The 21,375-nt window shown below is 64.6% G+C and carries 19 protein-coding genes; 8 read left to right on the top strand and 11 right to left on the bottom strand.

Annotated elements, in window-relative coordinates; genetic code table 11:
- Window positions 1–84: 84 nt before the first annotated feature.
- Complete coding sequence (locus tag L8F45_RS13775; RefSeq protein WP_342358455.1) at window positions 85–2,127, top strand: caspase family protein; 2,043 nt, start codon at window positions 85–87, stop codon at window positions 2,125–2,127.
- A gap of 3 nt (window positions 2,128–2,130) precedes the next feature.
- On the opposite strand, the gene L8F45_RS13770 is transcribed toward L8F45_RS13775, so the two are convergent.
- The gene (locus L8F45_RS13770; RefSeq protein WP_342358454.1) at window positions 2,131–3,000 is read right to left on the bottom strand and encodes an NAD(P)-dependent oxidoreductase; all 870 of its coding nucleotides are present in this window, start codon (window positions 2,998–3,000) and stop codon (window positions 2,131–2,133) included.
- 141 nt (window positions 3,001–3,141) lie between these two features.
- Here L8F45_RS13770 and L8F45_RS13765 point away from each other — a divergent pair, with 141 nt between their 5' ends.
- Window positions 3,142–4,101 carry an MBL fold metallo-hydrolase gene (locus L8F45_RS13765; RefSeq protein WP_342358453.1) on the top strand — a complete coding sequence of 320 codons (960 nt, stop codon included), beginning with the start codon at window positions 3,142–3,144 and terminating at the stop codon, window positions 4,099–4,101.
- A 3-nt stretch (window positions 4,102–4,104) separates the two neighbouring features.
- Here L8F45_RS13765 and L8F45_RS13760 read toward each other — a convergent pair whose 3' ends face one another.
- The 3 genes from L8F45_RS13760 to L8F45_RS13750 are packed head-to-tail and all read right to left on the bottom strand — an operon-like array spanning window position 4,105 to window position 6,374.
- Entirely contained in the window at window positions 4,105–4,821 is a 717-nt protein-coding gene (locus tag L8F45_RS13760) for an ABC transporter permease (RefSeq protein ID WP_342358452.1), read from the bottom strand.
- Window positions 4,818–5,543: an ABC transporter permease gene (locus L8F45_RS13755; protein WP_342358451.1), complete on the bottom strand. Its 726-nt coding sequence runs from the start codon at window positions 5,541–5,543 to the stop codon at window positions 4,818–4,820. The genes L8F45_RS13760 and L8F45_RS13755 overlap by 4 nt, the downstream gene beginning before the upstream one ends.
- A gap of 51 nt (window positions 5,544–5,594) precedes the next feature.
- On the bottom strand, window positions 5,595–6,374 hold the full coding sequence (locus tag L8F45_RS13750; RefSeq protein WP_342358450.1) for a transporter substrate-binding domain-containing protein: 780 nt from the start codon (window positions 6,372–6,374) through the stop codon (window positions 5,595–5,597).
- 182 nt (window positions 6,375–6,556) lie between these two features.
- On the opposite strand from L8F45_RS13750, the gene apbC reads away from it, so the two are divergent.
- Window positions 6,557–7,672, top strand: a complete 1,116-nt coding sequence (apbC, locus tag L8F45_RS13745) for an iron-sulfur cluster carrier protein ApbC (RefSeq protein WP_342358449.1) — start codon at window positions 6,557–6,559, stop codon at window positions 7,670–7,672.
- A gap of 75 nt (window positions 7,673–7,747) precedes the next feature.
- On the opposite strand, the gene L8F45_RS13740 is transcribed toward apbC, so the two are convergent.
- Window positions 7,748–8,119: an endonuclease domain-containing protein gene (locus tag L8F45_RS13740; protein WP_342358448.1), complete on the bottom strand. Its 372-nt coding sequence runs from the start codon at window positions 8,117–8,119 to the stop codon at window positions 7,748–7,750.
- A gap of 80 nt (window positions 8,120–8,199) precedes the next feature.
- Window positions 8,200–9,336 (bottom strand): iron-containing alcohol dehydrogenase, encoded by a 1,137-nt coding sequence (locus tag L8F45_RS13735; protein ID WP_342358447.1) that lies wholly within the window; start codon window positions 9,334–9,336, stop codon window positions 8,200–8,202.
- 168 nt (window positions 9,337–9,504) lie between these two features.
- Between L8F45_RS13735 and L8F45_RS13730 the strand changes: the two genes are divergently transcribed.
- The 3 genes from L8F45_RS13730 (at window position 9,505) to L8F45_RS13720 (ending at window position 12,378) form a co-directional block, all read left to right on the top strand.
- A complete protein-coding gene (locus tag L8F45_RS13730; RefSeq protein WP_342363445.1) occupies window positions 9,505–10,593 on the top strand; it encodes a TRAP transporter substrate-binding protein in 1,089 nt (362 codons plus the stop codon).
- 217 nt (window positions 10,594–10,810) lie between these two features.
- On the top strand, window positions 10,811–11,899 hold the full coding sequence (locus L8F45_RS13725; RefSeq protein ID WP_342358446.1) for a TRAP transporter substrate-binding protein: 1,089 nt from the start codon (window positions 10,811–10,813) through the stop codon (window positions 11,897–11,899).
- A 95-nt stretch (window positions 11,900–11,994) separates the two neighbouring features.
- The gene (locus tag L8F45_RS13720) at window positions 11,995–12,378 is read left to right on the top strand and encodes a porin (protein ID WP_342358445.1); all 384 of its coding nucleotides are present in this window, start codon (window positions 11,995–11,997) and stop codon (window positions 12,376–12,378) included.
- An 81-nt stretch (window positions 12,379–12,459) separates the two neighbouring features.
- On the opposite strand, the gene L8F45_RS13715 is transcribed toward L8F45_RS13720, so the two are convergent.
- From L8F45_RS13715 to L8F45_RS13705, 3 genes are all read right to left on the bottom strand, one after another.
- Window positions 12,460–14,295: a TRAP transporter large permease gene (locus tag L8F45_RS13715; RefSeq protein WP_342363444.1), complete on the bottom strand. Its 1,836-nt coding sequence runs from the start codon at window positions 14,293–14,295 to the stop codon at window positions 12,460–12,462.
- Between the two features lie 138 nt (window positions 14,296–14,433).
- Window positions 14,434–15,039: a TRAP transporter small permease subunit gene (locus L8F45_RS13710; protein WP_342363443.1), complete on the bottom strand. Its 606-nt coding sequence runs from the start codon at window positions 15,037–15,039 to the stop codon at window positions 14,434–14,436.
- A 399-nt stretch (window positions 15,040–15,438) separates the two neighbouring features.
- A complete protein-coding gene (locus tag L8F45_RS13705) occupies window positions 15,439–16,353 on the bottom strand; it encodes a DMT family transporter (RefSeq protein ID WP_342358444.1) in 915 nt (304 codons plus the stop codon).
- 121 nt (window positions 16,354–16,474) lie between these two features.
- Here L8F45_RS13705 and L8F45_RS13700 point away from each other — a divergent pair, with 121 nt between their 5' ends.
- Window positions 16,475–18,268 (top strand): methyl-accepting chemotaxis protein, encoded by a 1,794-nt coding sequence (locus L8F45_RS13700; RefSeq protein ID WP_342358443.1) that lies wholly within the window; start codon window positions 16,475–16,477, stop codon window positions 18,266–18,268.
- A gap of 22 nt (window positions 18,269–18,290) precedes the next feature.
- Here L8F45_RS13700 and moaA read toward each other — a convergent pair whose 3' ends face one another.
- Window positions 18,291–19,322 (bottom strand): GTP 3',8-cyclase MoaA, encoded by a 1,032-nt coding sequence (gene moaA, locus L8F45_RS13695; protein ID WP_342358442.1) that lies wholly within the window; start codon window positions 19,320–19,322, stop codon window positions 18,291–18,293.
- An 84-nt stretch (window positions 19,323–19,406) separates the two neighbouring features.
- On the opposite strand from moaA, the gene L8F45_RS13690 reads away from it, so the two are divergent.
- Complete coding sequence (locus L8F45_RS13690) at window positions 19,407–19,787, top strand: gamma-butyrobetaine hydroxylase family protein (RefSeq protein WP_342358441.1); 381 nt, start codon at window positions 19,407–19,409, stop codon at window positions 19,785–19,787.
- Here L8F45_RS13690 and L8F45_RS13685 read toward each other — a convergent pair.
- Window positions 19,784–21,292 carry a glycosyltransferase family 39 protein gene (locus L8F45_RS13685; RefSeq protein WP_342358440.1) on the bottom strand — a complete coding sequence of 503 codons (1,509 nt, stop codon included), beginning with the start codon at window positions 21,290–21,292 and terminating at the stop codon, window positions 19,784–19,786. The two genes, L8F45_RS13690 and L8F45_RS13685, sit on opposite strands and share 4 nt — an antisense overlap.
- Window positions 21,293–21,375: the final 83 nt, after the last annotated feature.

Raw genomic sequence — 21,375 nt, 5'->3', positions numbered from 1 at the left:
GAACCTTCATGCGAGAGCGCCTAGGCGTTGGCGTCAATCGTTGCGCGCCGTTGGCGCCGCGACGATTCAAACCGGGAGGCCGCCATGAATCGCTATCTGCGGGCGATCCTGAGCTTCGCCGCCGCTTTGTGCGCCGTCTGCGTCTCGTCTTTTTTCACGATATCAGCTTTCGCTGAGACGCGCCTTGCGCTGGTGATCGCCAATCAGGGCTATCAGGAAGCGCCGCTGAAGACGGCTGCGAATGATGGCGCGCTTGTCGCCGAGACGCTGCGCTCGGTCGGCTTCGACGTTAGCGAAGCGCGCGATCTCGATCTCACCATGATGCGCCGCATCACGCGCGACTTCGTCGAGAAGGTCGATGCGGCCGGCGATGATGTCGTGGTCTTCGTCTATTTCACCGGTCATGCGATCCAGTTTGCCGGCGCCAATCAGCTCGTGCCTGTGGGCGCCCGCCTGGAGAATCCGACCGATGCGGCCGCCGAAACATTTCCGCTGAACGGGGTGATTTCGAATCTCGTGACGTCAAAGGCGAAGCTGCGTTTCATCGTGATCGATGCGCCGCAGATTCACCCATTTGTCGAAAAGGCGAAGCTCGCGCGCGGGCCTGCGCTCATTGATGCAGTGCAGGGCGGGCTGATCGCTTTCTCGTCATCGCCCGATGAGGCGCCGCCGCAGTCGGCGGAGGATTATGGATTCTATGCGCAGGCTTTGATGGAAATGCTGCGCGAGCCCGGTCTGAATGCGGATGAGATTTTCAATCGCGTGACGCTGCGCGTGCATGAGCGCAGCAAGGGCGCGCAGACGCCGTGGCGATCCTCAATGATCCCTGCGACATATGCGTTTCTTGAGCGCCCGCCGAACGCGCCGGCGACTCCTGCGCCCAATCGGCAGGCTCTGACGATCGCGCAACTCGATGTGGCGTCGGCCTACGCGCTCGCCATCGAGCGCGACACGTTGCGCGGCTATCAGGAATTCATCGCCGCCTTTCCCAACGATCCCCTGACGAAAAAGATTCGCGCGCGGCTGGCGCAGAAGCGCGAGGCGCTGGCGTGGCGGCGCGCGACGGAGCAACGCACGCGCGAGGCCTACTGGACCTATCGCAAATGGTATCCGCGCGGTCCCCATTTCGAGGACGCGGGCTATGAGCTTGTCGCGCTCAGCGCGCCGCTGATGGAGCCGCCGGGATTCGCCGGCCTCGCCTGGGACAATCTCGCGCCGCCTGTTGCGGATGAGCTTGTCTATTTCGAGGAGGTCGTGCCGGCGCCGCTCGCCTATGTCGACATCGCGCCGCCTCCACCTCCGTTGCTGTTCCTGCCTGCGCCGATCGTCTATGCGCCGCCTCCGCGTCCGATTCCGGCGCCCGGCATCGGCATGCTGCCGGTGATCGGCCTCGCCGCGATTCCGGTCGCTGCGGCGATCATTCCAAGACTGGTCCGTCAGCCGCCGCCGCGGGCGCAATTTCCTGGCGTGCGGCCGCCGATCGCGGCCGCGCCGCAGCCCGTTCTGATCAATCCGCCCGCGCCGGCCGGTCCGCGCGGTCCGGCCCCCGGCCAGATCGCTCCCTTGCAGGTCCAGCCCGGACGTCCGACTGCGCCCCTGCCGGGGCAGATCGTTCCACGCGCGGTCGCGCCGGTCCCTTCAAATGCGCCGCCGCCGACCGCCGCTGCCCCGGAGCCTTCGACGCCGGCAGCCAGAATTGTTCGTCCGCCGATCGGTCCGCAAGCGAGGCCACGTCCAACACCTGCGCCACCATCGAATATGCCGTTCCTTCGGCAATCGCCTCAAGGACTGCCGCCGGGCGTCGCGGCGCGGCCAGCAGCGCCGCCGAATGTGACGCGACCGGCGATAGAAGCTCGACCGCCTGTTCGCGTGACTCGACCCACCGGACCGGTCGTCCGCCAACCTCAGCCGCAACCGCCCGTCGTGGTCAGGCGACCGCCGCCTGCGCAGATCCAAAGGCCGGCCCCGCCGCCGCAGGTTCAGATTCAGAGGCCGCCTATGGAGCCGCCAGTCGCGCGCCAGGCGCCGCCTGTCGTACGTCCGCAGCCGCCGGCCCAACCACGGCCGGCAGCGCCGCAAAGGCCGCGCTGCGTTCCCGGTCAGAACATTCCGAATTGCGTGAAGTAGAATCTATCGATCGAGGCGGGCGATCAGGCTCGACGTGTCCCAGCGCGAGCCGCCCATCTTCTGCACCTCGGCGTAGAACTGATCGACGAGCGCGGTGACCGGCAGGTTCGCGCCGTTGCGGCGCGCCTCGGCGAGGCAGATCGCGAGGTCCTTGCGCATCCAGTCCACCGCGAAGCCGAAATCGAACTTGTCTGCAGCCATCGTCTTGTGCCGGTTCTCCATCTGCCAGGAGCCGGCGGCGCCCTTCGAGATCACGTCGACGACGGCCTCGATATCGAGGCCTGCCTTCTTGCCGAAATGCAGACCCTCCGAGAGACCCTGAACGAGGCCTGCGATGCAAATCTGATTGATCATCTTGGTGAGCTGGCCGGCGCCGGGGGGCCCTAGGCGGCGGCAGGCGCGCGCAAAGGCGGCGATCACGGGCTCGGCCTTGGCGTAGTCGCTTTCCTCGCCGCCGCACATGACGGTGAGCACGCCGTTCTCGGCGCCGGCCTGACCGCCGGAGACGGGCGCGTCGACGAAGCCGAAGCCCAGCTCCTTCGCCTTTGACTGCAATTCGCGCGCGACGTCGGCCGACGCCGTCGTATTGTCGACGAAGATCGCGCCTTTCCTCGCGCCATGGAATGCGCCGTCCGCGCCGATCATCACCTCGCGTAGGTCATGGTCGTTGCCGACGCAGGCGAAGATGAAGTCCTGATCCGCTGCCGCCTCCTTCGGCGTGCGCGCGGCGCGGCCGCCATTCTCGGAGACCCATTTCTCGGCCTTGGCGAAGGTCCTGTTATAGACGGTGAGCTCATGCCCGCCCTTCGCCTTGAGGTGCCGGGCCATCGGATAGCCCATCACGCCCAGTCCGAGGAAAGCCGCCTTCGCCATTGTCATCTCCGCTGCGGATCGCGCCCGATGAGGCGCGCGAGCCGGCTCTCTATCCCGGCGCGGCCAAAGTTCAAAGCCGGCCTTGAAAGCGGCGAGGCGCGCCCAAACATCCTGACATCACGTTCAGCAGGGAGCATCTCCATGTCGTTGTCCCGTCGCCAATTCACAACCGGACTCGCCCTCGGCGCCTCGTCGTTTACGAGCGCGGCCGCCTTCGCAAAGGCGCCGATGCAATCGCAGGTCGCGCCGATCTACCGGACGAAAGTTGGCGACCTTCAGGTGACCGCGATCGCCGATGGTTATCTCGATCTTGAAATGAAGCTGTTTCCGTTCGCGGCGCAAAGCCCGCAAGCGACGGCGAAGCTCCTCGCCGCCGCGCGTGTGCGCGATCCCGTGCGCACTTTCGTCAACGCATATGTCGTGAACACCGGATCAAAGCTGATCCTGATCGATACGGGCACCGGCAATGCGATGGGGCCTTCGCTCGGCGCGCTGCAGAAAAATCTTGCCGCCGCGGGTTTCAAGCCCGAAGACGTCGATCTCATTCTGCTCACGCACATGCATCCGGACCACGTCAACGGCTTGCCTGCGAGTGACGGCAAGGCGGCGTTTCCGAACGCGGAACTGCTTGTCTCGCAGCAGGATTGGGCGTTCTGGATGGATGAGGCGATCGCGAGCCGCGCGCCTGCCGACGCGCAGCCCTTCTTCAAGATCGCGCGTGACGCGGTGAAGCCTTACGCCGGCAAGGTCAGGCAGTTCACGGCGCCGACGGAGGTTTCGCCGGGGATTCAGGCGCTCCCTGCGCCGGGACATACCGTCGGCCACACCATGTATCGCATCTCTTCAGGCAAGGATCAGCTCCTGATCTGGGGCGACATCGTGCATGTGCAGGCGCTGCAGTTTGCGCGGCCCGGCGCTTCGCTTGCTTTCGACACGGATCAATCTCTCGCCGCCAGCACGCGCAAACGCGTGTTCGATATGGCCGCGAAGGACAGGGTCGCCGTCGCGGGCATGCATCTCTCGTTCCCCGGCATAGGTTATGTCGAGCGCCATGCCGGCGACTACGCCTATTCGCCGGTCTCGTTCGCGCCGGCGATCTGACGGTCACGCCAGCTTCAGATGCCGCGTCAGGCGCGTCTCGAGATGCGCCCAGACGCGGCGGATGGTTTCGACGAGCGCGAGATAGATCGCCGCCGTGAAGAGATAGATGGAGAGATCGAAGGAGCGCGCGAAAGCGAGTTTTGTCGCGCCCATCAGATCGAACAGGGTCACGAGCGATGTGACCGCGCTGACCTTGATCATGGTGATGAGCTCATTGCCGAGCGGACGCAGCGCGACGATCATCGCCTGCGGCAGCACGATCAGGCGCAGCAATTGCACGCGTGACAGGCCGAGCGCTTTCGCCGCCTCGATCTGCCCGCGCGGCAGCGACGCGATCGCGCCGCGGAAAATCTCCGCCTGATAGGCTGCCGTATTGATCGTGAAGGTGAAGAGGGCGCAATAGAACGGCTCGCGAAAGAACCACCACAGCCCGATATCCTGCCAGAAGATGCGGAACGAACCGAAGCCGTAATAGACGAGGAAGAGCTGGCACAGCAGCGGCGTGCCGCGAAAGAATGTGGTGTAGGCGGCCATCAGGCCTCGCGCCCAGGGCGGCCCTTTGAGTCTGACAAGCGCGACGCACAGCGCCGCAACAACTCCAATCGCGCTCGCGATAACGACGAGTTCGACCGTGATCCAGAATCCAGCCGCGATGCGGCAGCCGTAATTCTGCAAAACCTCATGGCCGAGCCAGTAGCCGGGCGCCTCGCACCAATTCATCGCGCCGTTCCATGGCTGATATAGCCGCGATTGGCGCGCGCTTCGAGGAAGCCGAAACCGATCGCCGACGCCATGGAGAAGACGAGATAGATGAGGCAGGCCACGCCGAACATCAGGAACGGCTCTTTCGTCACCACATTGGCGCGCGTCGCGTAGAACATGATGTCGGGCAGGGTGATCACGGAGACGAGCGAAGTCTCTTTCAGCAGCACCATCCAGTTGTTGCCGAGGCCGGGCAGGGCGACGCGCATCAGTTGCGGGAACACGACCAATCGAAACGCCTGACCTCGGTGCAAACCAAGCGCCGCGGCGGCTTCGCGCTGGCCCTTTGGAATCGCGCTGAGCGCGCCGACCCAGACCTCGCTCGAGAATGAGCTGAGCACCAGGCCAAGCGCGATCATGCCCGCGAGAAAGGGCGGCATGTCGAACTGGCCGGAAAATCCAAGTGATTTCGCCAGCCGCTGCGCGCCGAGCGAAAGACCGAAATAGATGATGTAGAGCGTGAGGAGCTCAGGCACGCCACGGAAGATCGTCGTGTAGATGGTCGCGATGCGGCGCACCCATTTCTTTTCGGAGCGCTGCATCAGCGCAATGCCGAGACCGAGCGCAAGGCCGAACGGCAACGTCGCGACCGCGAGCGAGATGGTGATCAACGCGCCGTCGAGAAACGCTCCGCCCCAGCCGCTGGGCCCGAACGAAATCAGCGAAAGATAATACCCCATCCCGCCCCGGCGGATGAAAAGGGCCGCGGAGAAAGCCGCGGCCCGCAGGTCTTACATGACCGCGAAGCTGAACCACTTGGAACGCACCTTGTCGTGCGTGCCGTCCTTCAGCGAGTCATCGATCGCCTTGCTCAGGAGATCGCGCAGCGCCGTATCCTCCTTGCGCACCGCCATCGCCGTGCCCGGACCATGGATCGCCGGATCACGTTCGATGATGCCGATCTGCTTGCAGCAATCCTTGCCCTTGTTGTTGAGGAAGTCGTCGAGCGACAGCTTGTCGGCGACGATGTAGTCGACGCGGCCATTCGCGAGATCGAGGTTGGCCTCTTCCTGCGTGGGATAGAGGCGGATCGTCGAGTCCTTGTAATATTTTTCGAGATAATTCGCGTGGATCGTCGATCCCTGCGTGCCGATCGCCTTGCCCTTGAGGGCTGCGGGGCTGAAGTCAGCTGAGGTGATGCTTTTCGCGCCGATGACCGCGATCGGAGTCTTCGTGTAGACGCTGGTGAAATCGACGCGCTTCTTGCGCTCGTCGGTGGCGTTCATGCCGGCGACGATGACGTCATACTTGCCCGACAGCAGCGCCGGAATGATGCCGTCCCAGTCCTGCACCACCCAGGTGCACTTCGCCTTCATCTTCTCGCAGAGGGCGTTCATATAGTCGATCTCGAAGCCCTCGAGCTCTTTCTTGGCGTTGAGATTGTTGAAGGGCGGATAGGCGCCTTCCGTGCCGATGCGGATCTCTTTCCATTCCTTCTGCTGCGCCGCAGCGCCGGCGACGCCGAAGGCAAGGCCGATGGCGGCGATCGCCAGAGTTTTGAAGACCTTCATGAGACTCCCCGCTCTTCTTGAATCGTGACGCGCCGGAAGCGCGCTGGGATTGAGGCTAGTGCGCCCGTCAGGCGCCGTCTATATCGCCTCGCATGCAGGTTTGGCGCCGCAAGGTTCGCGCCGCCGCAATTGACCCCGCCGCTGGCCGCTCACATATGTGCGGCTAACCAAAGGATTGGGCGATGATCGGCAAGGAAGAGGTCATGGCGCGGCTCGCCGCTGTGGCGGGTCCCGACGGCGTGACGCCGCTTCCGCGGTCGGGCGCGCTGTCCGACGTGGTCGTGCAGGGCGGCAAGGTCTATTTCTCGATCGCCGTCGATCCGGCCCGGGCGAAGGATATGGCCCCCATGCGGGAGCGGGCGGAGGCCGCGGTGAAGGCTGCGCCGGGCGTCGAAAGCGTCGTCGTGACATTGACCGCCGAACGCGCGGCCGGTCCTGCGGCTGCGCAGCGCGCGCCCGGCCCGCGCGCGCAGGCCGCGAGCGCGCGCGCCGCGATTGCGGGCGTGAAGAACATCATCGCCGTCGCCTCGGGGAAGGGCGGCGTCGGCAAGTCGACCACGGCCTGCAATCTCGCGCTGGCGCTGGCGAAACTGGGGCTGAAGGTCGGGCTGCTCGACGCCGACATCTACGGCCCCTCGGTTCCGCGTCTCATGGCGATCAAGGGCAAGCCGCATCTCGTCCCCGGCGAGAAGCGCATGCTCGAACCGATGGAAGGATACGGCCTCAAGGTCATGTCCATCGGCTTCCTCGTCGAGGAAGAAACCGCGATGATCTGGCGCGGCCCGATGGTGATGAGCGCGCTGCAGCAGATGCTGCGCGAGGTCGCCTGGGGCGAGCTTGATGTGCTGGTGGTCGACATGCCGCCGGGCACCGGCGACGCGCAGCTCACCATCGCGCAGGCCGTGCCGCTCGCCGGCGCGGTGATCGTGTCGACGCCGCAGGATCTGGCGCTGCTCGACGCGCGTCGCGGCGTCGCCATGTTCCGCAAGACCGAAGTGCCGATCCTCGGCCTCGTCGAGAATATGAGCACGTTCATCTGTCCACACTGCGGCCAGACCTCGAATATTTTCGGCCATGGCGGCGCGCGCCACGAGGCCGAACGCGTCGGCGTGCCGTTCCTCGGCGAGGTGCCGCTGCATATCGACATCAGGGAGACGTCGGACGCCGGACGGCCTGTCGTCGCGACGGCGCCGGATGGTCCACACGCTGCGGCCTATCTCGCGATCGCGCGCGCGGTGAAGGATCAGCTCGAAGGCGGCGCGCCGCGACGAGCGCCGCCGCGGATTGTGATCGAATAGCGCCTACAATCAGGATTGGCCGCTTCTTCCTTGGGAGAAGCTGTGCCGCGAATACGGGGCTGATGAGGGTGAACCTCACACTTGCTGAGTTTGTGCGAGAGCATCAGCGATAAGCCTGAGAACGCAGCTCATATCACTGAAAATCTCATCCTGGCCAAATCTCGGCACACGATATCTGTGACTCCTGAACCATACATCACGCTGTCGATCGTGCGCGCGTTGTTCGTCCGTATCATGGGCCGGTCCGTCCGCCTCCACAATCAGCCGCGCGGTGTCGCAAAAGAAATCCACGAAATAGCGACCGATGGGCGCTTGTCGCTTGAATTTCCACCCGCCCAGCTTTCGTCCACGAAGTTCGCGCCACAACTCGTCTTCGCAGCGTGTTGAAAGCCGACGCTGCTTGCGGGCGAACTGAGTTCTCTCGCTTGTCGGCTCGCGGAAAGCCATCAGGTGATCCCGACTGTTCGCGCTTTTCCCTCATCCGGTCTGCTTCGCAGACCACCTTCTCCCACGGGAGAAGGAAATTTTTAGTACGCCGCTTCCAATATCCCGTGATAATCCTCTTCCGTCGCCGCGCGCGCGTTGGTCGCGTGCGTGTGATCGAGCAGCGCGGCCTTCGCGATCGCCGGCAGCACCTGCGACGGCACGCCCATTTCCGACAATTTTGTCGGCAGCCCGATGCTGGCGACAAGCTTGCTGACGACATCAGCCACATCGGCGTCAGGCGCGAGATCCATCGCGCGTCGCACGCCCGCATATTTCGCGCGCGCGGCGTCGTCGGTCTGATTGAAGCGCAGCACATGCGGTAGCAGCACCGCGTTGAGCGCGCCGTGATGCAGCTTGAATTCGCGCAGCGCGCCGAGCGGATGCGACAGCGCGTGCACGGCGCCGAGACCTTTTTGGAACGCCATCGCGCCCATCATCGCCGCGATCATCATTTCCCGGCGCGCTTCGCGATCGCCGCCATTCGCCACCGCGCGCGGCAGGAATTTCGCGCCGCGCGCCAGGCCGTCGATGGCGATCGCGCCCGCGACCGGATTGTCGACCGGCGAGATGTAGCACTCGATGCAATGGGTGATCGCATCCATGCCGGTCGCAGCGGTGATAACGGGCGGCAGGCCAAGTGTGAGATCAGGATCGCAGATGGCGCGCTTCGGCAGAAGATGAGGCGACAGGATGCCGAGCTTGCGCCCGTCGCGGAACGAGATCACGGCGCCACGTCCGACTTCGCTGCCAGTGCCGGCGGTTGTGGGGATCGCGATCACGGGCGCCGTCGCCGCGGTGATTTTCGGCGTGCCGCCGAGTACGGCGCAATATTGCTGCAGCGGGCCGGGATGCGTCGCGAGAATGGCGACGCCCTTGGCGAGATCCATCGGCGAGCCGCCGCCGATCGCGATCAGCCCATCGCACTGCTCCGCCCTGTAGATCGCCAGCGCCTCTTCGACTGCTTCCTCGGTCGGATTGGTCGGCGTGTCGTCATGGAGCGCATGGCGGCAGCCAGCGGGCAGCGCTGCGATGACGCGCGCCGTCAGGCCCGCCTGAACAACGCCCTTGTCGGTCACGATCAGCGGCTTTGTCAGCCCGATCGCAGCCATGTCCTCCGGCAGCGCCGAAAGCGCGCCGAAATCGAGCCTGACCGTGGTCAGATAGTTGATGATCGCCACGGCGTTCCTCACTGATCATTTCTTGGGCGGATCATCGCGGAGCCCCGCAGGATTCGCAACGGCGTTAGCCACTTAGCCGCTGGGGGATGGACAAGGGAAAGCCGGCTTCCCATAAGCGGCCCATGGCGGGCCAACCGCATGGACGGTTTTAGGGAGTGAAACATGGCTGTGAAGCGTCGTGATGTGATGAAAGTCGCGGGCGTTGGAGCCGCGGCCGCAGCGGTCGCGAGCCCCGCGATCGCGCAATCGATGCCGGAAGTGAAATGGCGTCTCGCCTCGAGCTTCCCGAAGTCGCTCGATACGATCTATGGCGCGGCCGAAGTGATGGCCAAGCAGGTGTCGGACCTCACCGACGGCAAGTTCCAGATTCAGGTGTTCGCCGCCGGCGAACTCGTGCCCGCGCTGCAGGCGCTCGACGCGGTCAGCAACAATACGATCGAAGCCTGCCACACGGTGTCCTACTACTATGTCGGCAAGGACCCGACCTTCGCGATCGCGGCGTCGGTGCCGTTCGGCCTCAATGCGCGCCAGCAGAATGCGTGGTTGTTCCAGGGCGGCGGCAACGAGCTGTTCAACGAGTTCTACAAGAAGTTCAACGCTGTCGGCATGCCCTGCGGCAACACCGGCGCGCAGATGGGCGGCTGGTTCCGCAAGGAGATCAAGACGGTCGCCGATCTCCAGGGCCTGAAGTTCCGCATCGGCGGCATCGCCGGTCAGGTCCTGCAGAAACTCGGCGTCATTCCGCAGCAGATCGGTGGCGGCGACATCTATCCCGCGCTGGAAAAGGGCACGATCGACGGCGCCGAATGGGTCGGCCCCTATGACGACGAGAAGCTCGGCTTCAACAAGGTCGCGCCGTTCTATTACTATCCCGGTTTCTGGGAGGGCGGCCCGACGGTCCACGCCTTCTTCAACATCGAGAAGTTCAATGCGCTGCCGAAGCAGTATCAGGCGGTGCTGAACAACGCCTGCACCTACGCCAACACCTGGATGCAGGCGAAGTATGACATCGTGAACGCTCCGGCGTTGCGTCGTCTCGTCGGCGCCGGCGCGCAGCTTCGCCCCTTCCCGCAAGATGTGATGGAAGCCTGCTACAAGGCGAGCACGGAGTTGTGGGCTGAAATCAGCGCGAAGAATCCCGACTTCAAGAAGGCGATCGAGGCGATGGTTCAGCAGCGCCAAGACGGCTACCTCTGGTGGCAGGTCGCCGAATACACCTTCGACAATTTCATGATCCGCGCCCGCGCGCGCGGTTGAAAAGACGCCTCGACGAAGGCGGAGAAGGCGGCGCTGGGCGCCGCCTTTTTTGTTTGCCGGGCTGCGCCGGCATTGAAGGCGTTGCGACTTTAGTAGCATCCGCCAGACCCGTATCCCCGCTGCATGGCAGCCATGCGCTGTTGCAATTTCTCGAAGCCTATGGCCTCCTGCCGCCACTGAAAGCGGGCCATTTGAGCCTGTGCAGGGGAGGAAAAGCATGAAGCGTCGTCAATTCATGAAGGTCGCCGGCGTTGGAAGCGCGGCGGCCGCGGTCGCCGCGCCCGCGGTCGCCCAGTCAATGCCGGAGCTCAAATGGCGGCTGACGTCGAGTTTTCCGAAGTCGCTCGACACGCTCTTCGGAGTGTCCGAAGTGTTCGCGAAAGCAGTTGCGGAAGCGACCGACAACAAGTTCCAGATTCAGGTCTTCGCCGCGGGTGAAATCATTCCCGGCCTGCAGGCCGCGGATGCGGTGACGGCCGGCACTGTCGAGATGTGCCACACCGCGTCCTACTACTATGTTGGCAAGGATCCGACCTACGCGTTCGGCACGGCGCTGCCTTTCGGCCTCAATGCGCGCCAGCAGAAGGCCTGGTTCTTCTATGGCGGCGGCAATGATCTGCTGAACGAATTCTACAAGAAGGCGAACATCTACGGCATTCCCTGCGGCAACACCGGTTGTCAGATGGGCGGCTGGTTCCGGAAGGAAATCAAGACGTCCGAGGATCTGCGCGGCGTGAAGATGCGCATCGGCGGTTTCGCCGGCCAGGTGATGGCGAAGATGGGCGTCATTCCCCAGCAGATCGCCGGCGGCGACATCTATCCCGCGCTCGAAAAAGGCACGATCGACGCGGCCGAATGGGTCGGCCCCTACGACGACGAGAAGCTCGGCTTCAACAAGGTCGCGCCGTTTTATTATTATCCCGGCTGGTGGGAGGGCGGCGCTGAGCTGCATAACTTCATCAATATTGAAAAGTGGAATGCGCTGCCGAAGGCCTATCAGTCGATCATTCATTCGGCCGCGCAATATGCCGGCGTCGACTGCCAGGCGAAATATGACGCGCGCAATCCAGGCGCGCTGAAGAGACTCGTTGGCGGCGGCGCGCAGCTTCGGCCCTTCCCGCAGGAGGTGCTCGAAGTCAGCTACAAGGCGGCGAACGAGCTCTACACGGAAACCGCGGCGAAGAACGCCGACTTCAAGAAGGTCTACGACAACATCACCGCCTTCCGGAGCGACCAGTATCTCTGGTGGCAGGTGGCGGAATACACCTTTGACAACTTCATGATCCGGGCGCGCACGCGCAGTTGAGGCGAGATCAAGGGGGGAGGGGAAAGGCGGCGCCTTCGGGCGCCGCCTTTTTTCGCGCCTTGATTTCGACGCTTGGTCAGCGGACAACCAGCTTCATGAAGCTCTTCATCGCCTGCCTTGCATTGCTCGCGCCCGCTGTGGCGTCCGCGCAGCAGCTGGGCGAACGGATTCCCGGCCAGCGCTCGGCGACCGGCATGTCCCGCGACGCCGGACCGGCGCGATCGATGCGGCCATGCCCGCAATATGGTCCCGGATTTTTCAAGCTCGAAGGCTCGAACACCTGCGTGCGGCTCGGCGGAGAGGCGCGCTTCGAATTCGGTTATGGCGGCGGACGCTCGCGCGACGCCTATTCGGGAACGCGTTCCGGCGCGATGGTCGAACTCGACGCGCGGACCGAAACGGAGCTCGGCCAGCTTCGCACGGTGGTGCGCGGCGGCGGCAATGTCGCGACGGGCTCGCTTCAGGACCGGCGCTGGTAGCGCGTCCAGATCTGTTGAATTGAGACAGTAGATGCGGCGGCGCGGCCATGTGGCCGCGCCGCGCGAGACGACTGCTCGTCCTCAGATTTTCGGCGGCTGCGTGACGTCGATCTGCGGAATGCCCGGCAGATCGCCGCCGCCCGGAGGCGCGAGATTGTTGAGCTGCTGATCGATCGACTTCTGATCGAGCTGCACGTTCGAGCGCTTGTAGTGCATCACCATCTGCGGGAAGATCACGACAAGCGCCACCATGATGCACTGGATGATGACGAACGGCACGGCGCCCCAGTAAATTTCGGACGTCTTGATCGCCGGCATCATCTTGCCGGTGACGCGATCCTTGTAAGGGTCTTTCGGCGCGACCGACCGCAGGAAGAAGAGCGCGAAGCCGAAGGGCGGATGCATGAAGCTCGTCTGCATGTTCACGCCAAGCATCACGCCGAACCAGATCAGATCGATGCCAAGCTTGTCCGCAGCCGGTCCGATGAGCGGCACCGCGATGAAGGCGAGCTCGAAGAAGTCGAGGAAGAACGCCAGCACGAAGATCAGGATGTTGACAACGATGAGGAAGCCGATCTGGCCGCCCGGCAGCGACGTCAGCAGATGCTCGACCCAGACATGGCCGTTGACGCCATAGAAGGTCAGCGAGAACACGCGCGCGCCGAGCAGGATGAACAGCACGAAGGCTGAGAGTTTCGCGGTCGACTCCGTCGCCGAGCGCACCACGTCGAAGTTGAGGCGGTGCGTCTCCCCGCTCATGTAGCGCTTGATGCCGGCGAGGATCAGCGCGCCCATGGCGCCCATCGCGCCGCCTTCCGTCGGCGTCGCAAGGCCGATGAAGATGGTGCCGAGCACGAGGAAGATCAGCGCCAGCGGCGGCACCATGACGAAGGTCGTCTGCTCCGCCATGCGCGACATCAGGCGGAAGCCTGTCGTCCGTTCGAGGACGCCGACGACAAGCGCGTAGATGGCGCCGGCGGCGAGCGCTTCGGCGAGATAGCCGCTCCTGATCCAGCCGTTCTGCTTGAGGAAATACCAGCCGGCGATGAGCGCGGCGGCGACAACAGCCGTCACCACGACGTTGCGCGCGCCGAGCCAGCGATTGAACACCGCGCAGAGGAACGACACCACGATGCCGATCGACATCGCCAGCACGACGAAATCGGCGGACATGCGCATGCCCGTCTGATCCATGACGTAGTAGCCGACGATGCCAGAGAACAGCACCAGCACGCCGAGCTGCCACACGCCGCGCGCGCCATCATCCTCGCGATAGCCGATCGCTTCGAGCGGCAGGCCCGGCACATAGGATGGGCGCGCGATCGAGACGATGAAGATGAAGACTGCGTAGAGGCCTGCGAGCACGAGGCCCGGGATGAATGCGCCTTCATACATGTCGCCGACGGAGCGGCCGAGCTGGTCCGCCATGACGATCAACACCAGCGACGGCGGGATGATCTGCGCCAGCGTGCCCGACGCCGCGATCACGCCGGACGCGACGCGTCGGTCATAGCCATAGCGCATCATGATCGGCAGCGAGATCAGGCCCATCGCGATGACAGAAGCGGCGACGACGCCGGTCGTGGCGGCGAGCAGCGCGCCGACGAAGATCACGGCGTAGGCGAGGCCGCCGCGCACCGGGCCGAAGAGCTGTCCGATCGTGTCGAGCAGATCTTCCGCCATGCCCGAGCGTTCAAGCACGAGACCCATGAAGGTGAAGAACGGGATCGCCAGCAGCACGTCATTGTTCATCGTGCCGTAGATGCGTTCCGGCAGCGCCTGCAGGAAGTTTTCCTGGAACAGGCCGAGTTCGATGCCGACGACGGCGAAGATCAGGCCGTTGGCCGCGAGCGCGAATGCGACGGGATAGCCGAGCAGCAGGAACAGGATCAGCGCACCGAACATGACAGGCGCCATATTGGCGCGCAGGAAATTGGCGAAGCCGTCGGCGGCGAGAGCCGGCTCCGCGAATGCGACAAGCGCGTAGGCGGCGAGAAGCGCGGCGGCGAGAACAGAACGGGAGGAAAGACGCATCGAGAAAATCCGATCCCGCTGTTACTTCTTGGCCGCGGCGAGCGCCGCAGCTTCGGCTTCCGCGACTTCGAGAAGCCGCTGCGCTTCGGCCTCCGCCGCCGCCTGATGGCCGCCGCCGCCGGCGTGCGGATCGATGATCTCGCCGCGCATGATCGCGACGCGCTTGATGAGTTCGGAAATCGCCTGGAAGAAGAGAACGACGAAGCCGGCGAAGACGAGGAATTTGCTCGGCCATTGCGGCAGGCCGCCCGCATTCAGCGATTGCTCGTTGATGGCGTAGGAGCGCGTGAAGAACGGCCAGGAATGATAGCTCATGATGATCGTGAGCGGCAAAAGGAAGATCGCGTGGCCGAAGACGTCGATCCAGTCGCGCACGCGCTTGGAGAAGCGGCTGTTCACGATGTCGATGCGGATATGCTCGTTCGACCACAGCGTCCATGACGCGCACAACAGGAACACGGCGCCGAACAGCACCCATTGGCCTTCGAGCCAGGCGTTCGATGAGCGGTCGAACAGCTTGCGGATGATGGCGTTGACCGTCGAGATGATGATCGCGAGGAGAATGAGCCAGGCGACATAGCGGCCGACCAGCGTCGTCACCGCATCGATCGTGCTGGATGCGATCATCCCCACCGGCGAGAAGAGCAGCGTCCAGCCGATGGCGAACATGGCGGCGAGCTGGATGAGGTTGCCCTGGCGATCGCCGAAGATCTCCCGCAGCGGACGGAGCGTCAGGCCCGAGAACTCGCGGGGGTAGAAATACATCAGGGCCGCAAAACCGAGGCCGATCAGGACGTAGACGATCTTCAGGGACGAGTCGTCCCGCACGCTTTCGCGGCTCAATCCCTCAGACGCCACCATCCCCTCCTTGGGCGCGGTGATTGTTGATTGCAGCCATATGACGGCCGCCCGCGCTCAAGCCGCTGCTAGCGCAGATCAGTTATGCTGCCAACCGGTCCCGAAAGGTAACAACGCTAAAGTTGAAGGCAGGTCCCCCCGGTTGGCGCCCGCGTTGACGTTGGGGTCTCACGTCTTGCCGCCGCCAGCCGACATGGCCGCGATCGCCGCCCGCTGGGCGCGGACGCGCTCGCGCCAGATCGTGTAGAGGCCGCTGCCGACGATCAGCAGCGCGCCGAGCAGGCTCCAGCCGTCGGGCGTCTCGCGCCAGATCAGGAAGCCCGCGACGATGGCGAAGACGAGCGAGGTGTATCGGAACGGCGCCACCACGGCGACGTCGGCCCCCCGGAACGCATGAACGATCATGACGTTGCCGGCCGCGACCGCGCAGGCGGAGCCCGCGAGCATGATCGTCTCGTGGGCTGTCAGCCAGCGCCAATCCCTTTCGACCGTCGCACCGATCAGAAATCCCGCCGTCGTGACAGCCAGCGTGCTCGCAAGCGAGATCAGCAGGGTCGGCGTCTTTGGATCGATCCGGCGCGTCAGCACGTCGCGCGCTCCGACGCAGAAGGTTGAGACGGCGAGCATGATGGCGGCCGGGTGGACCGCGCTCGCGTCGGGCCGAAGCACGATGATGACGCCGACAAAGCCGATCGCCAGCGCCGCCCAGCGGCGCGCTCCCACCTGCTCGACGCCCGTCACCGCCGCGATCGCGGTCGCAACGAGCGAAGACGCCAGCGTGGTCGCATTGACGTTGGCGAAGGGCAGATAGGGCAGCGCGTTGATGAACAGCACGGCGATTGCGATTTCCATCCCGGAGCGCGTCAGCACGAGCGGGCGAAATATATCGCCCGCGCGCCGCAACGCGCCCGAGAGGACGCAGGCGAGCAGAAGGGCGATTGATGCGATCACGCCGCGCAGCGCCATGATCTCGCCGGTCGGAAGCGACGAAACAAGGCGAATGCACAGGTCGCTGATGAGAAAGACGACGACCGAACCGAGCATCGCGAGGATGCCGCGGCGATTGTCGGCGGGAGACGCCATGGAGGAGGAAGCCTTGCCGGGTTGGCCGGTCGTTCGGGATGGTTGACGTCTGTAGCGCGTCCGAAGTGATTCCTTAACCCTGAATGGTTACGAATGAGGCAGATCGCGATGGTGCTGCAAGGTGTTAGGACTCGCTCGCTTCATAACCGGCAGGCGGCGGGCCACGGCGCCCGATCTTGAGAGCGCAGCGCCGCTCCTCACGGCTGTTCCAGCCGCGCAACCCGCCGAATCCTCAAGCGCCGAGGAGCGCGAGAACGCCCGCGACACGCTGTTCTCCGAAACACTTGACCTGATCGAGGTCGACGTGGCGCGCGCCATTCGCAGCGTCGCATCGAAGGTCGAGGAGACGCGCGCCTCGGCCGAGTCGCTCGCCGAGGCGATGAACGCCGCGCATAACCGCAGCGCCGAGCTCAGGGAAGCGACCGGCGCGGCCGCCGAAGGCGCCAATGAACTCGCGCGCAACTCGGACCAGATGGCGAGCACGGCCCACGAGATCGCGAATATCGTCGAGCGCGCGGCCTCGCAGTCGGACAAGATCGCCAATGCCGCGAACGCGGTGCGATCGGCGCTGGCTGCGCTCGGGGACGCCACAGCCCAGATCGACGCCATGGTCGGCTCGATCGGCAAGATCGCGCAGCAAACCAACCTGCTCGCTCTCAACGCCACGATCGAGGCGGCGCGCGCCGGCGAGGCGGGCAGGGGCTTCGCAGTGGTCGCCGGCGAGGTGAAGGCGCTCGCCCAGGCGACAGGGCGCGCCGCCGAGGAAATTCGCCGCAAGGCGCTTCATGGCAGCCAGACCGCGGCGGCGACCATCAGCTCCGTCGAGGGCATCATCGAACTGACGCAGGCGAACCAGCCGCTCTTCGAGTCGGTCGCGCAGGCGGTCACCGAGCAGGTGGCGTCGGTCAACGGGTTCGCCCGGCGCGCCAACGAAACATCGGCTTTCGTCGATCAGGTCGGCGGACTGGCCGATCTCATCTCCCGCGATTCCGAGCAGGGCGTCGCCCGCACGTCGATCGCCGCCTCGGTTGTGTCGCAGATCCAGCAGGACATCGAGACGCTGGCGCGTCGTTTCGTTTCAGTGATCCGTCAGACCGAATTCGGCGACCGGCGTCGCCATGATCGTCTGCCGATCGAGCTGCCGGTCACGATCAATCTCGGCGCGCGGCGGCTGCAGACGGTGAGCGTCGACGTCGCCGAGGGCGGCTTTCTCTTGCGTCCGGTCGCGGGCACGCCGCTTCCCGCAGGCGCCTTGCTCGATCTCGAAGTGGCTGGCGTCGGACGCTGTACGGCCAGGATCGTCTCGACCACGGGTCTCGGCGTCCATTGCGACATCTCGCAGATCGACCAGAGTGGAAAGATGGCGTTGAGCCGCGTCATCGCCGACGCCATCGCGAAACATCTCCCGCTGATCACGCGCACGCAGAATATTGCGGCGAAGGTGGCGGAGGCGCTGGAGCAGGGCATTGCGTCGCGGACCATCACCGAAGACGAATTGTTCGATGTCGATTACAGGTTGATTGGCGGCACCAGCCCGCCGCAATTCATCAATCGCGCGCTGTCGTTTCTGGAGACGACGCTGCCGCCGATTCAGGAAGCGGCGCTGGCGTCTGATTCCCAGATCGTCTTCTGCGCCAGCGTCGATCGCAACGGCTATCTGCCGGTCCACAACCGCATTTATTCGCAGCCGCAGCGGCCGGGCGAAGTCGCTTGGAACACGATGAACTGCCGCAATCGCCGCATCTTCGATGATCGCAGCGGCATTATCGCCGCGCGCAGCCGTCGTCCCTTCGTGATCCAGACCTATGCGCGCGACATGGGCGATGGCCGCATCGATCTTCTCAAGGAGATCGACGCGCCGATCGTGGTGCGCGGTCGTCACTGGGGCGGTCTGCGCACCGCCTATCAGATCTAGGATTGAAGCGAGGCGGCTTTGCTCAGCCGCCGGTCATGCTCATATGGCGCCCGACGGAGGGCGCGCGCTTTCTGCGATCGATGATGAAGTCATGGCCGCGCGGCTTGCGCAGGATGGCGCGATCGATCGCATCCGAGACAGGATCATCCGACATCGAGGCGCGCAAAGGCGCGCGCAGATCGGCCGCATCCTCCTGTCCCAGGCACATATAGAGCGTGCCCGTGCAGGTGAGCCGCACGCGATTGCAACTCTCGCAGAAATTATGCGTCATCGGCGTGATGAAGCCGAGCCGCCCGCCTGTCTCGCGCACGCGCACATAGCGCGCTGGGCCGCCCGTCGCATAATCGATCTCATCGAGCGTGTAGCGATCCATCAGCCGCGCGCGCAGCATGGAGAGCGGCAGAAACTGGTCGATGCGCGACGGCTCGATGTCGCCGAGCGGCATCACCTCGATGAAGGTCAAGTCCATGCCGCGGCCATGCGCCCAATCGATCAGGCTCTCGAACTCGTCCTCGTTGACGCCTTTCAGCGCCACCGCGTTGATCTTGATCTTGAGGCCGGCCGCCTGCGCCGCATCGATCCCGCGCATCACCTGATTGAGATCGCCCCAGCGCGTGATCTTGCGGAACTTGTCGGGATCGAGCGTGTCGAGCGAGACGTTGATGCGCTTGACGCCGCAGGCGGCGAGGTCCGCGGCATATTTCGCGAGCTGCGATCCGTTGGTGGTGACGGTGAGCTCTTCGAGTGCGCCGCTGTCGAGATGACGCGAGAGCGAGCGGAACAGGGTTATGATGTCCCGCCGCACCAGCGGCTCGCCGCCGGTCAATCTCAGCTTGCGCACACCGCGTCCGATGAAGATCGAGCAGAGACGGTCGAGCTCCTCCAGGGTCAGCAGGTCGCGCTTCGGCAGGAAGGTCATGTCTTCCGACATGCAGTAGACGCAGCGGAAGTCGCAGCGATCCGTCACCGACACGCGCAGATAGGAGATCGTCCGCTGGAACGGGTCGACCAGTGGGCGGGGGTCGGCAAGGAGGATGGGCGTCGCTTGGTCCATGGAGACTTCGACTATATCGCTTCGTCGACTATATCGGGAGTGCGGCCGGGCGGGTCAATGCGCCGGCAGGGAAGCGATGGCGACATGGTTCAGACGCGCTGGCCGACCGAATTGCGGCTTTCTCCGGACAAACGCACGCTGACGGTCGCGTTCGAGGATGGTGGCCGCTTCGAGCTGAGCGCCGAATATCTCCGGGTGATGAGCCCGTCCGCCGAGGTGCAAGGCCATTCGCCGGACCAGCGCCAGACTGTCGGCGGCAAGCGGAATGTGACGATTCTGGCGATCGATCCCATCGGCAACTACGCCGTGAAGCTGCGCTTCGACGACATGCACGACACCGGCATCTATGGCTGGGACTTCCTCTATGGGCTGGGCGCCGACTGGCGCCGGAACTGGGGCGCCTATCTCGACGAACTCAAATCGAAGGGGCTCACCCGCGATCCGCCGGCCCGCCGCGGCGCCTAGCGCGGCGCCTGCATCAGCAGGGTGAGCCTCACTTCGCGTCCCTCGCGCCCGAGGGAGCGCTTGCGGACGGTCATCGCGGCTTCGCGCAGCGGGCCGGTCAGGGCGGCCTGCGCAGAGGCGCGGCAGCCGGCGTCGTCGGCGATGCAGATCGCCGCGGCGCCTTCGCGCGCCAATCGCTCCGGCGTAATCCAGGGCGCCCGCGCGAACGAGAAATCGATGAACTGCGAAACTGGACCGCGCGCATAAAAGGGCGTCTCGTCGGCGTAGGGCCACGAACCGGCGACGATTCGAAGCGGACGGTTGAATTCGCGCAGGAAGATCGCCTCGGCCTCGCGCGCCGCTTCCAGCCGCGGCTCGTCCGACCTATCGGCGTGACGCGCGAAACGGACATAGCCGATCACGGGCGACGCGATCAGCATCACCGCCATCAGCCCAATCACACCGGCGCGCAGATAATCCGGCGCGCGCTCCGCCATGCGGTAGCCGGGAGTCGTGAGCAGCAGCAGCGGAATGACCGGAAAGATTCCGATCGCGAAACTGGTGTCGATCTTCACATTCGTCACGAGCGCAGACAGCATCGTCAGCGCGGGCGGCGCCAAGGCGACGACGAGCAGCAAGCGGCGCCGCGGAGAGGATTCCTTCCAGCTGAAGAATCGGAGCAGCGCGCCGCGCGATCCCCCGGAAAAGACTCCGAGAAAGCCGATGACAACGATGTGGAACAGCAGGCATCCGAAGCCGAATTGCACAGCCTTCCACGCGATGTAGGCGCGCGCGTGCTGTGCGGTGTCCGAGACGTATTTGAATGGCGCGTAGTCGTTCTCAGTCAGCCACCAGACATGCGGGGCGATGACGATCAGCATCGCCGCGATCGCGATCCACGGCGCCGGCGAGCGCAGGATGTCCCATCGCCGCGTGTCGATCAGAGCGGCGAGACCAAAGCTCGCGAGCAGGATGGCGAAATAGTATTTGGAGAGCAGGCCGAGGCCGGCGACGAGGCCAAGGCCGATCGCAACGCGCCAGCTCTTCTCTTCGATCGTGCGGAGAAAGAAATAGATCGCCCAGGGCCAGAGCGAGATCAGGATGGTGTTGGCGTTAAATTTGAAGCCGAGGAAGTGATAGAAGGGGACGAATTCGAGCAGCAGCACCGCCGCCAGTCGCGTCGCGCGATCGCTGATCAGCCGTCCCGCGATCAGCCAGACGCCGGCAAGCCCGACCGCAGCATTGATCATGCTCAGGAGATAGAAGGCCCAGTCGGCGCGCGGCATGACCGCGAACCACAGGCCGGCGACCCAGGCCCAGAAGGGCGGGTGCTTGAAATAGCCGAGCTGGAATTCACGACCCCAGGCGTAGGCCTCCGCCATGTCGTGATGGATGTCGGCGGGCCCGTTGCTCAGCGTCGCATAGATCGTCCAGGCGATGACATGCAGGCCAAGCCAGAAGCCGACGCCGGCGGTCAGCCGGGCGACGCCTGAATGTTCGGCGGCGGGAATTGCGGCGTTCGCCAAGGGCCTTCTCCTGAGCGGAGAGGGGCTATCGGCGCCGCGGCTCGCGCGCAACCGCGCAAACAAAAAGGGCCGGCGCGAAGGCC

The organism is Terrirubrum flagellatum (assembly GCF_022059845.1).
GTDB lineage: Bacteria > Pseudomonadota > Alphaproteobacteria > Rhizobiales > Beijerinckiaceae > Terrirubrum > Terrirubrum flagellatum.
This window is presented reverse-complemented; position numbering and strand designations above follow the sequence as displayed.

What these genes read in the sequence shown, in the direction of transcription:
- L8F45_RS13775 (WP_342358455.1), top strand. Translation starts at nt 85, where the DNA reads ATGAATCGCTATCTGCGGGCGATCCTGAGCTTCGCCGCCGCTTTGTGC.
- L8F45_RS13770 (WP_342358454.1), bottom strand. Translation starts at nt 3,000, where the DNA reads ATGGCGAAGGCGGCTTTCCTCGGACTGGGCGTGATGGGCTATCCGATG.
- L8F45_RS13765 (WP_342358453.1), top strand. Translation starts at nt 3,142, where the DNA reads ATGTCGTTGTCCCGTCGCCAATTCACAACCGGACTCGCCCTCGGCGCC.
- L8F45_RS13760 (WP_342358452.1), bottom strand. Translation starts at nt 4,821, where the DNA reads ATGAATTGGTGCGAGGCGCCCGGCTACTGGCTCGGCCATGAGGTTTTG.
- L8F45_RS13755 (WP_342358451.1), bottom strand. Translation starts at nt 5,543, where the DNA reads ATGGGGTATTATCTTTCGCTGATTTCGTTCGGGCCCAGCGGCTGGGGC.
- L8F45_RS13750 (WP_342358450.1), bottom strand. Translation starts at nt 6,374, where the DNA reads ATGAAGGTCTTCAAAACTCTGGCGATCGCCGCCATCGGCCTTGCCTTC.
- apbC (WP_342358449.1), top strand. Translation starts at nt 6,557, where the DNA reads ATGATCGGCAAGGAAGAGGTCATGGCGCGGCTCGCCGCTGTGGCGGGT.
- L8F45_RS13740 (WP_342358448.1), bottom strand. Translation starts at nt 8,119, where the DNA reads ATGGCTTTCCGCGAGCCGACAAGCGAGAGAACTCAGTTCGCCCGCAAG.
- L8F45_RS13725 (WP_342358446.1), top strand. Translation starts at nt 10,811, where the DNA reads ATGAAGCGTCGTCAATTCATGAAGGTCGCCGGCGTTGGAAGCGCGGCG.
- L8F45_RS13720 (WP_342358445.1), top strand. Translation starts at nt 11,995, where the DNA reads ATGAAGCTCTTCATCGCCTGCCTTGCATTGCTCGCGCCCGCTGTGGCG.
- L8F45_RS13715 (WP_342363444.1), bottom strand. Translation starts at nt 14,295, where the DNA reads ATGGCGCCTGTCATGTTCGGTGCGCTGATCCTGTTCCTGCTGCTCGGC.
- L8F45_RS13710 (WP_342363443.1), bottom strand. Translation starts at nt 15,039, where the DNA reads ATGATCGCATCCAGCACGATCGATGCGGTGACGACGCTGGTCGGCCGC.
- L8F45_RS13705 (WP_342358444.1), bottom strand. Translation starts at nt 16,353, where the DNA reads ATGGCGTCTCCCGCCGACAATCGCCGCGGCATCCTCGCGATGCTCGGT.
- moaA (WP_342358442.1), bottom strand. Translation starts at nt 19,322, where the DNA reads ATGGACCAAGCGACGCCCATCCTCCTTGCCGACCCCCGCCCACTGGTC.
- L8F45_RS13690 (WP_342358441.1), top strand. Translation starts at nt 19,407, where the DNA reads ATGGTTCAGACGCGCTGGCCGACCGAATTGCGGCTTTCTCCGGACAAA.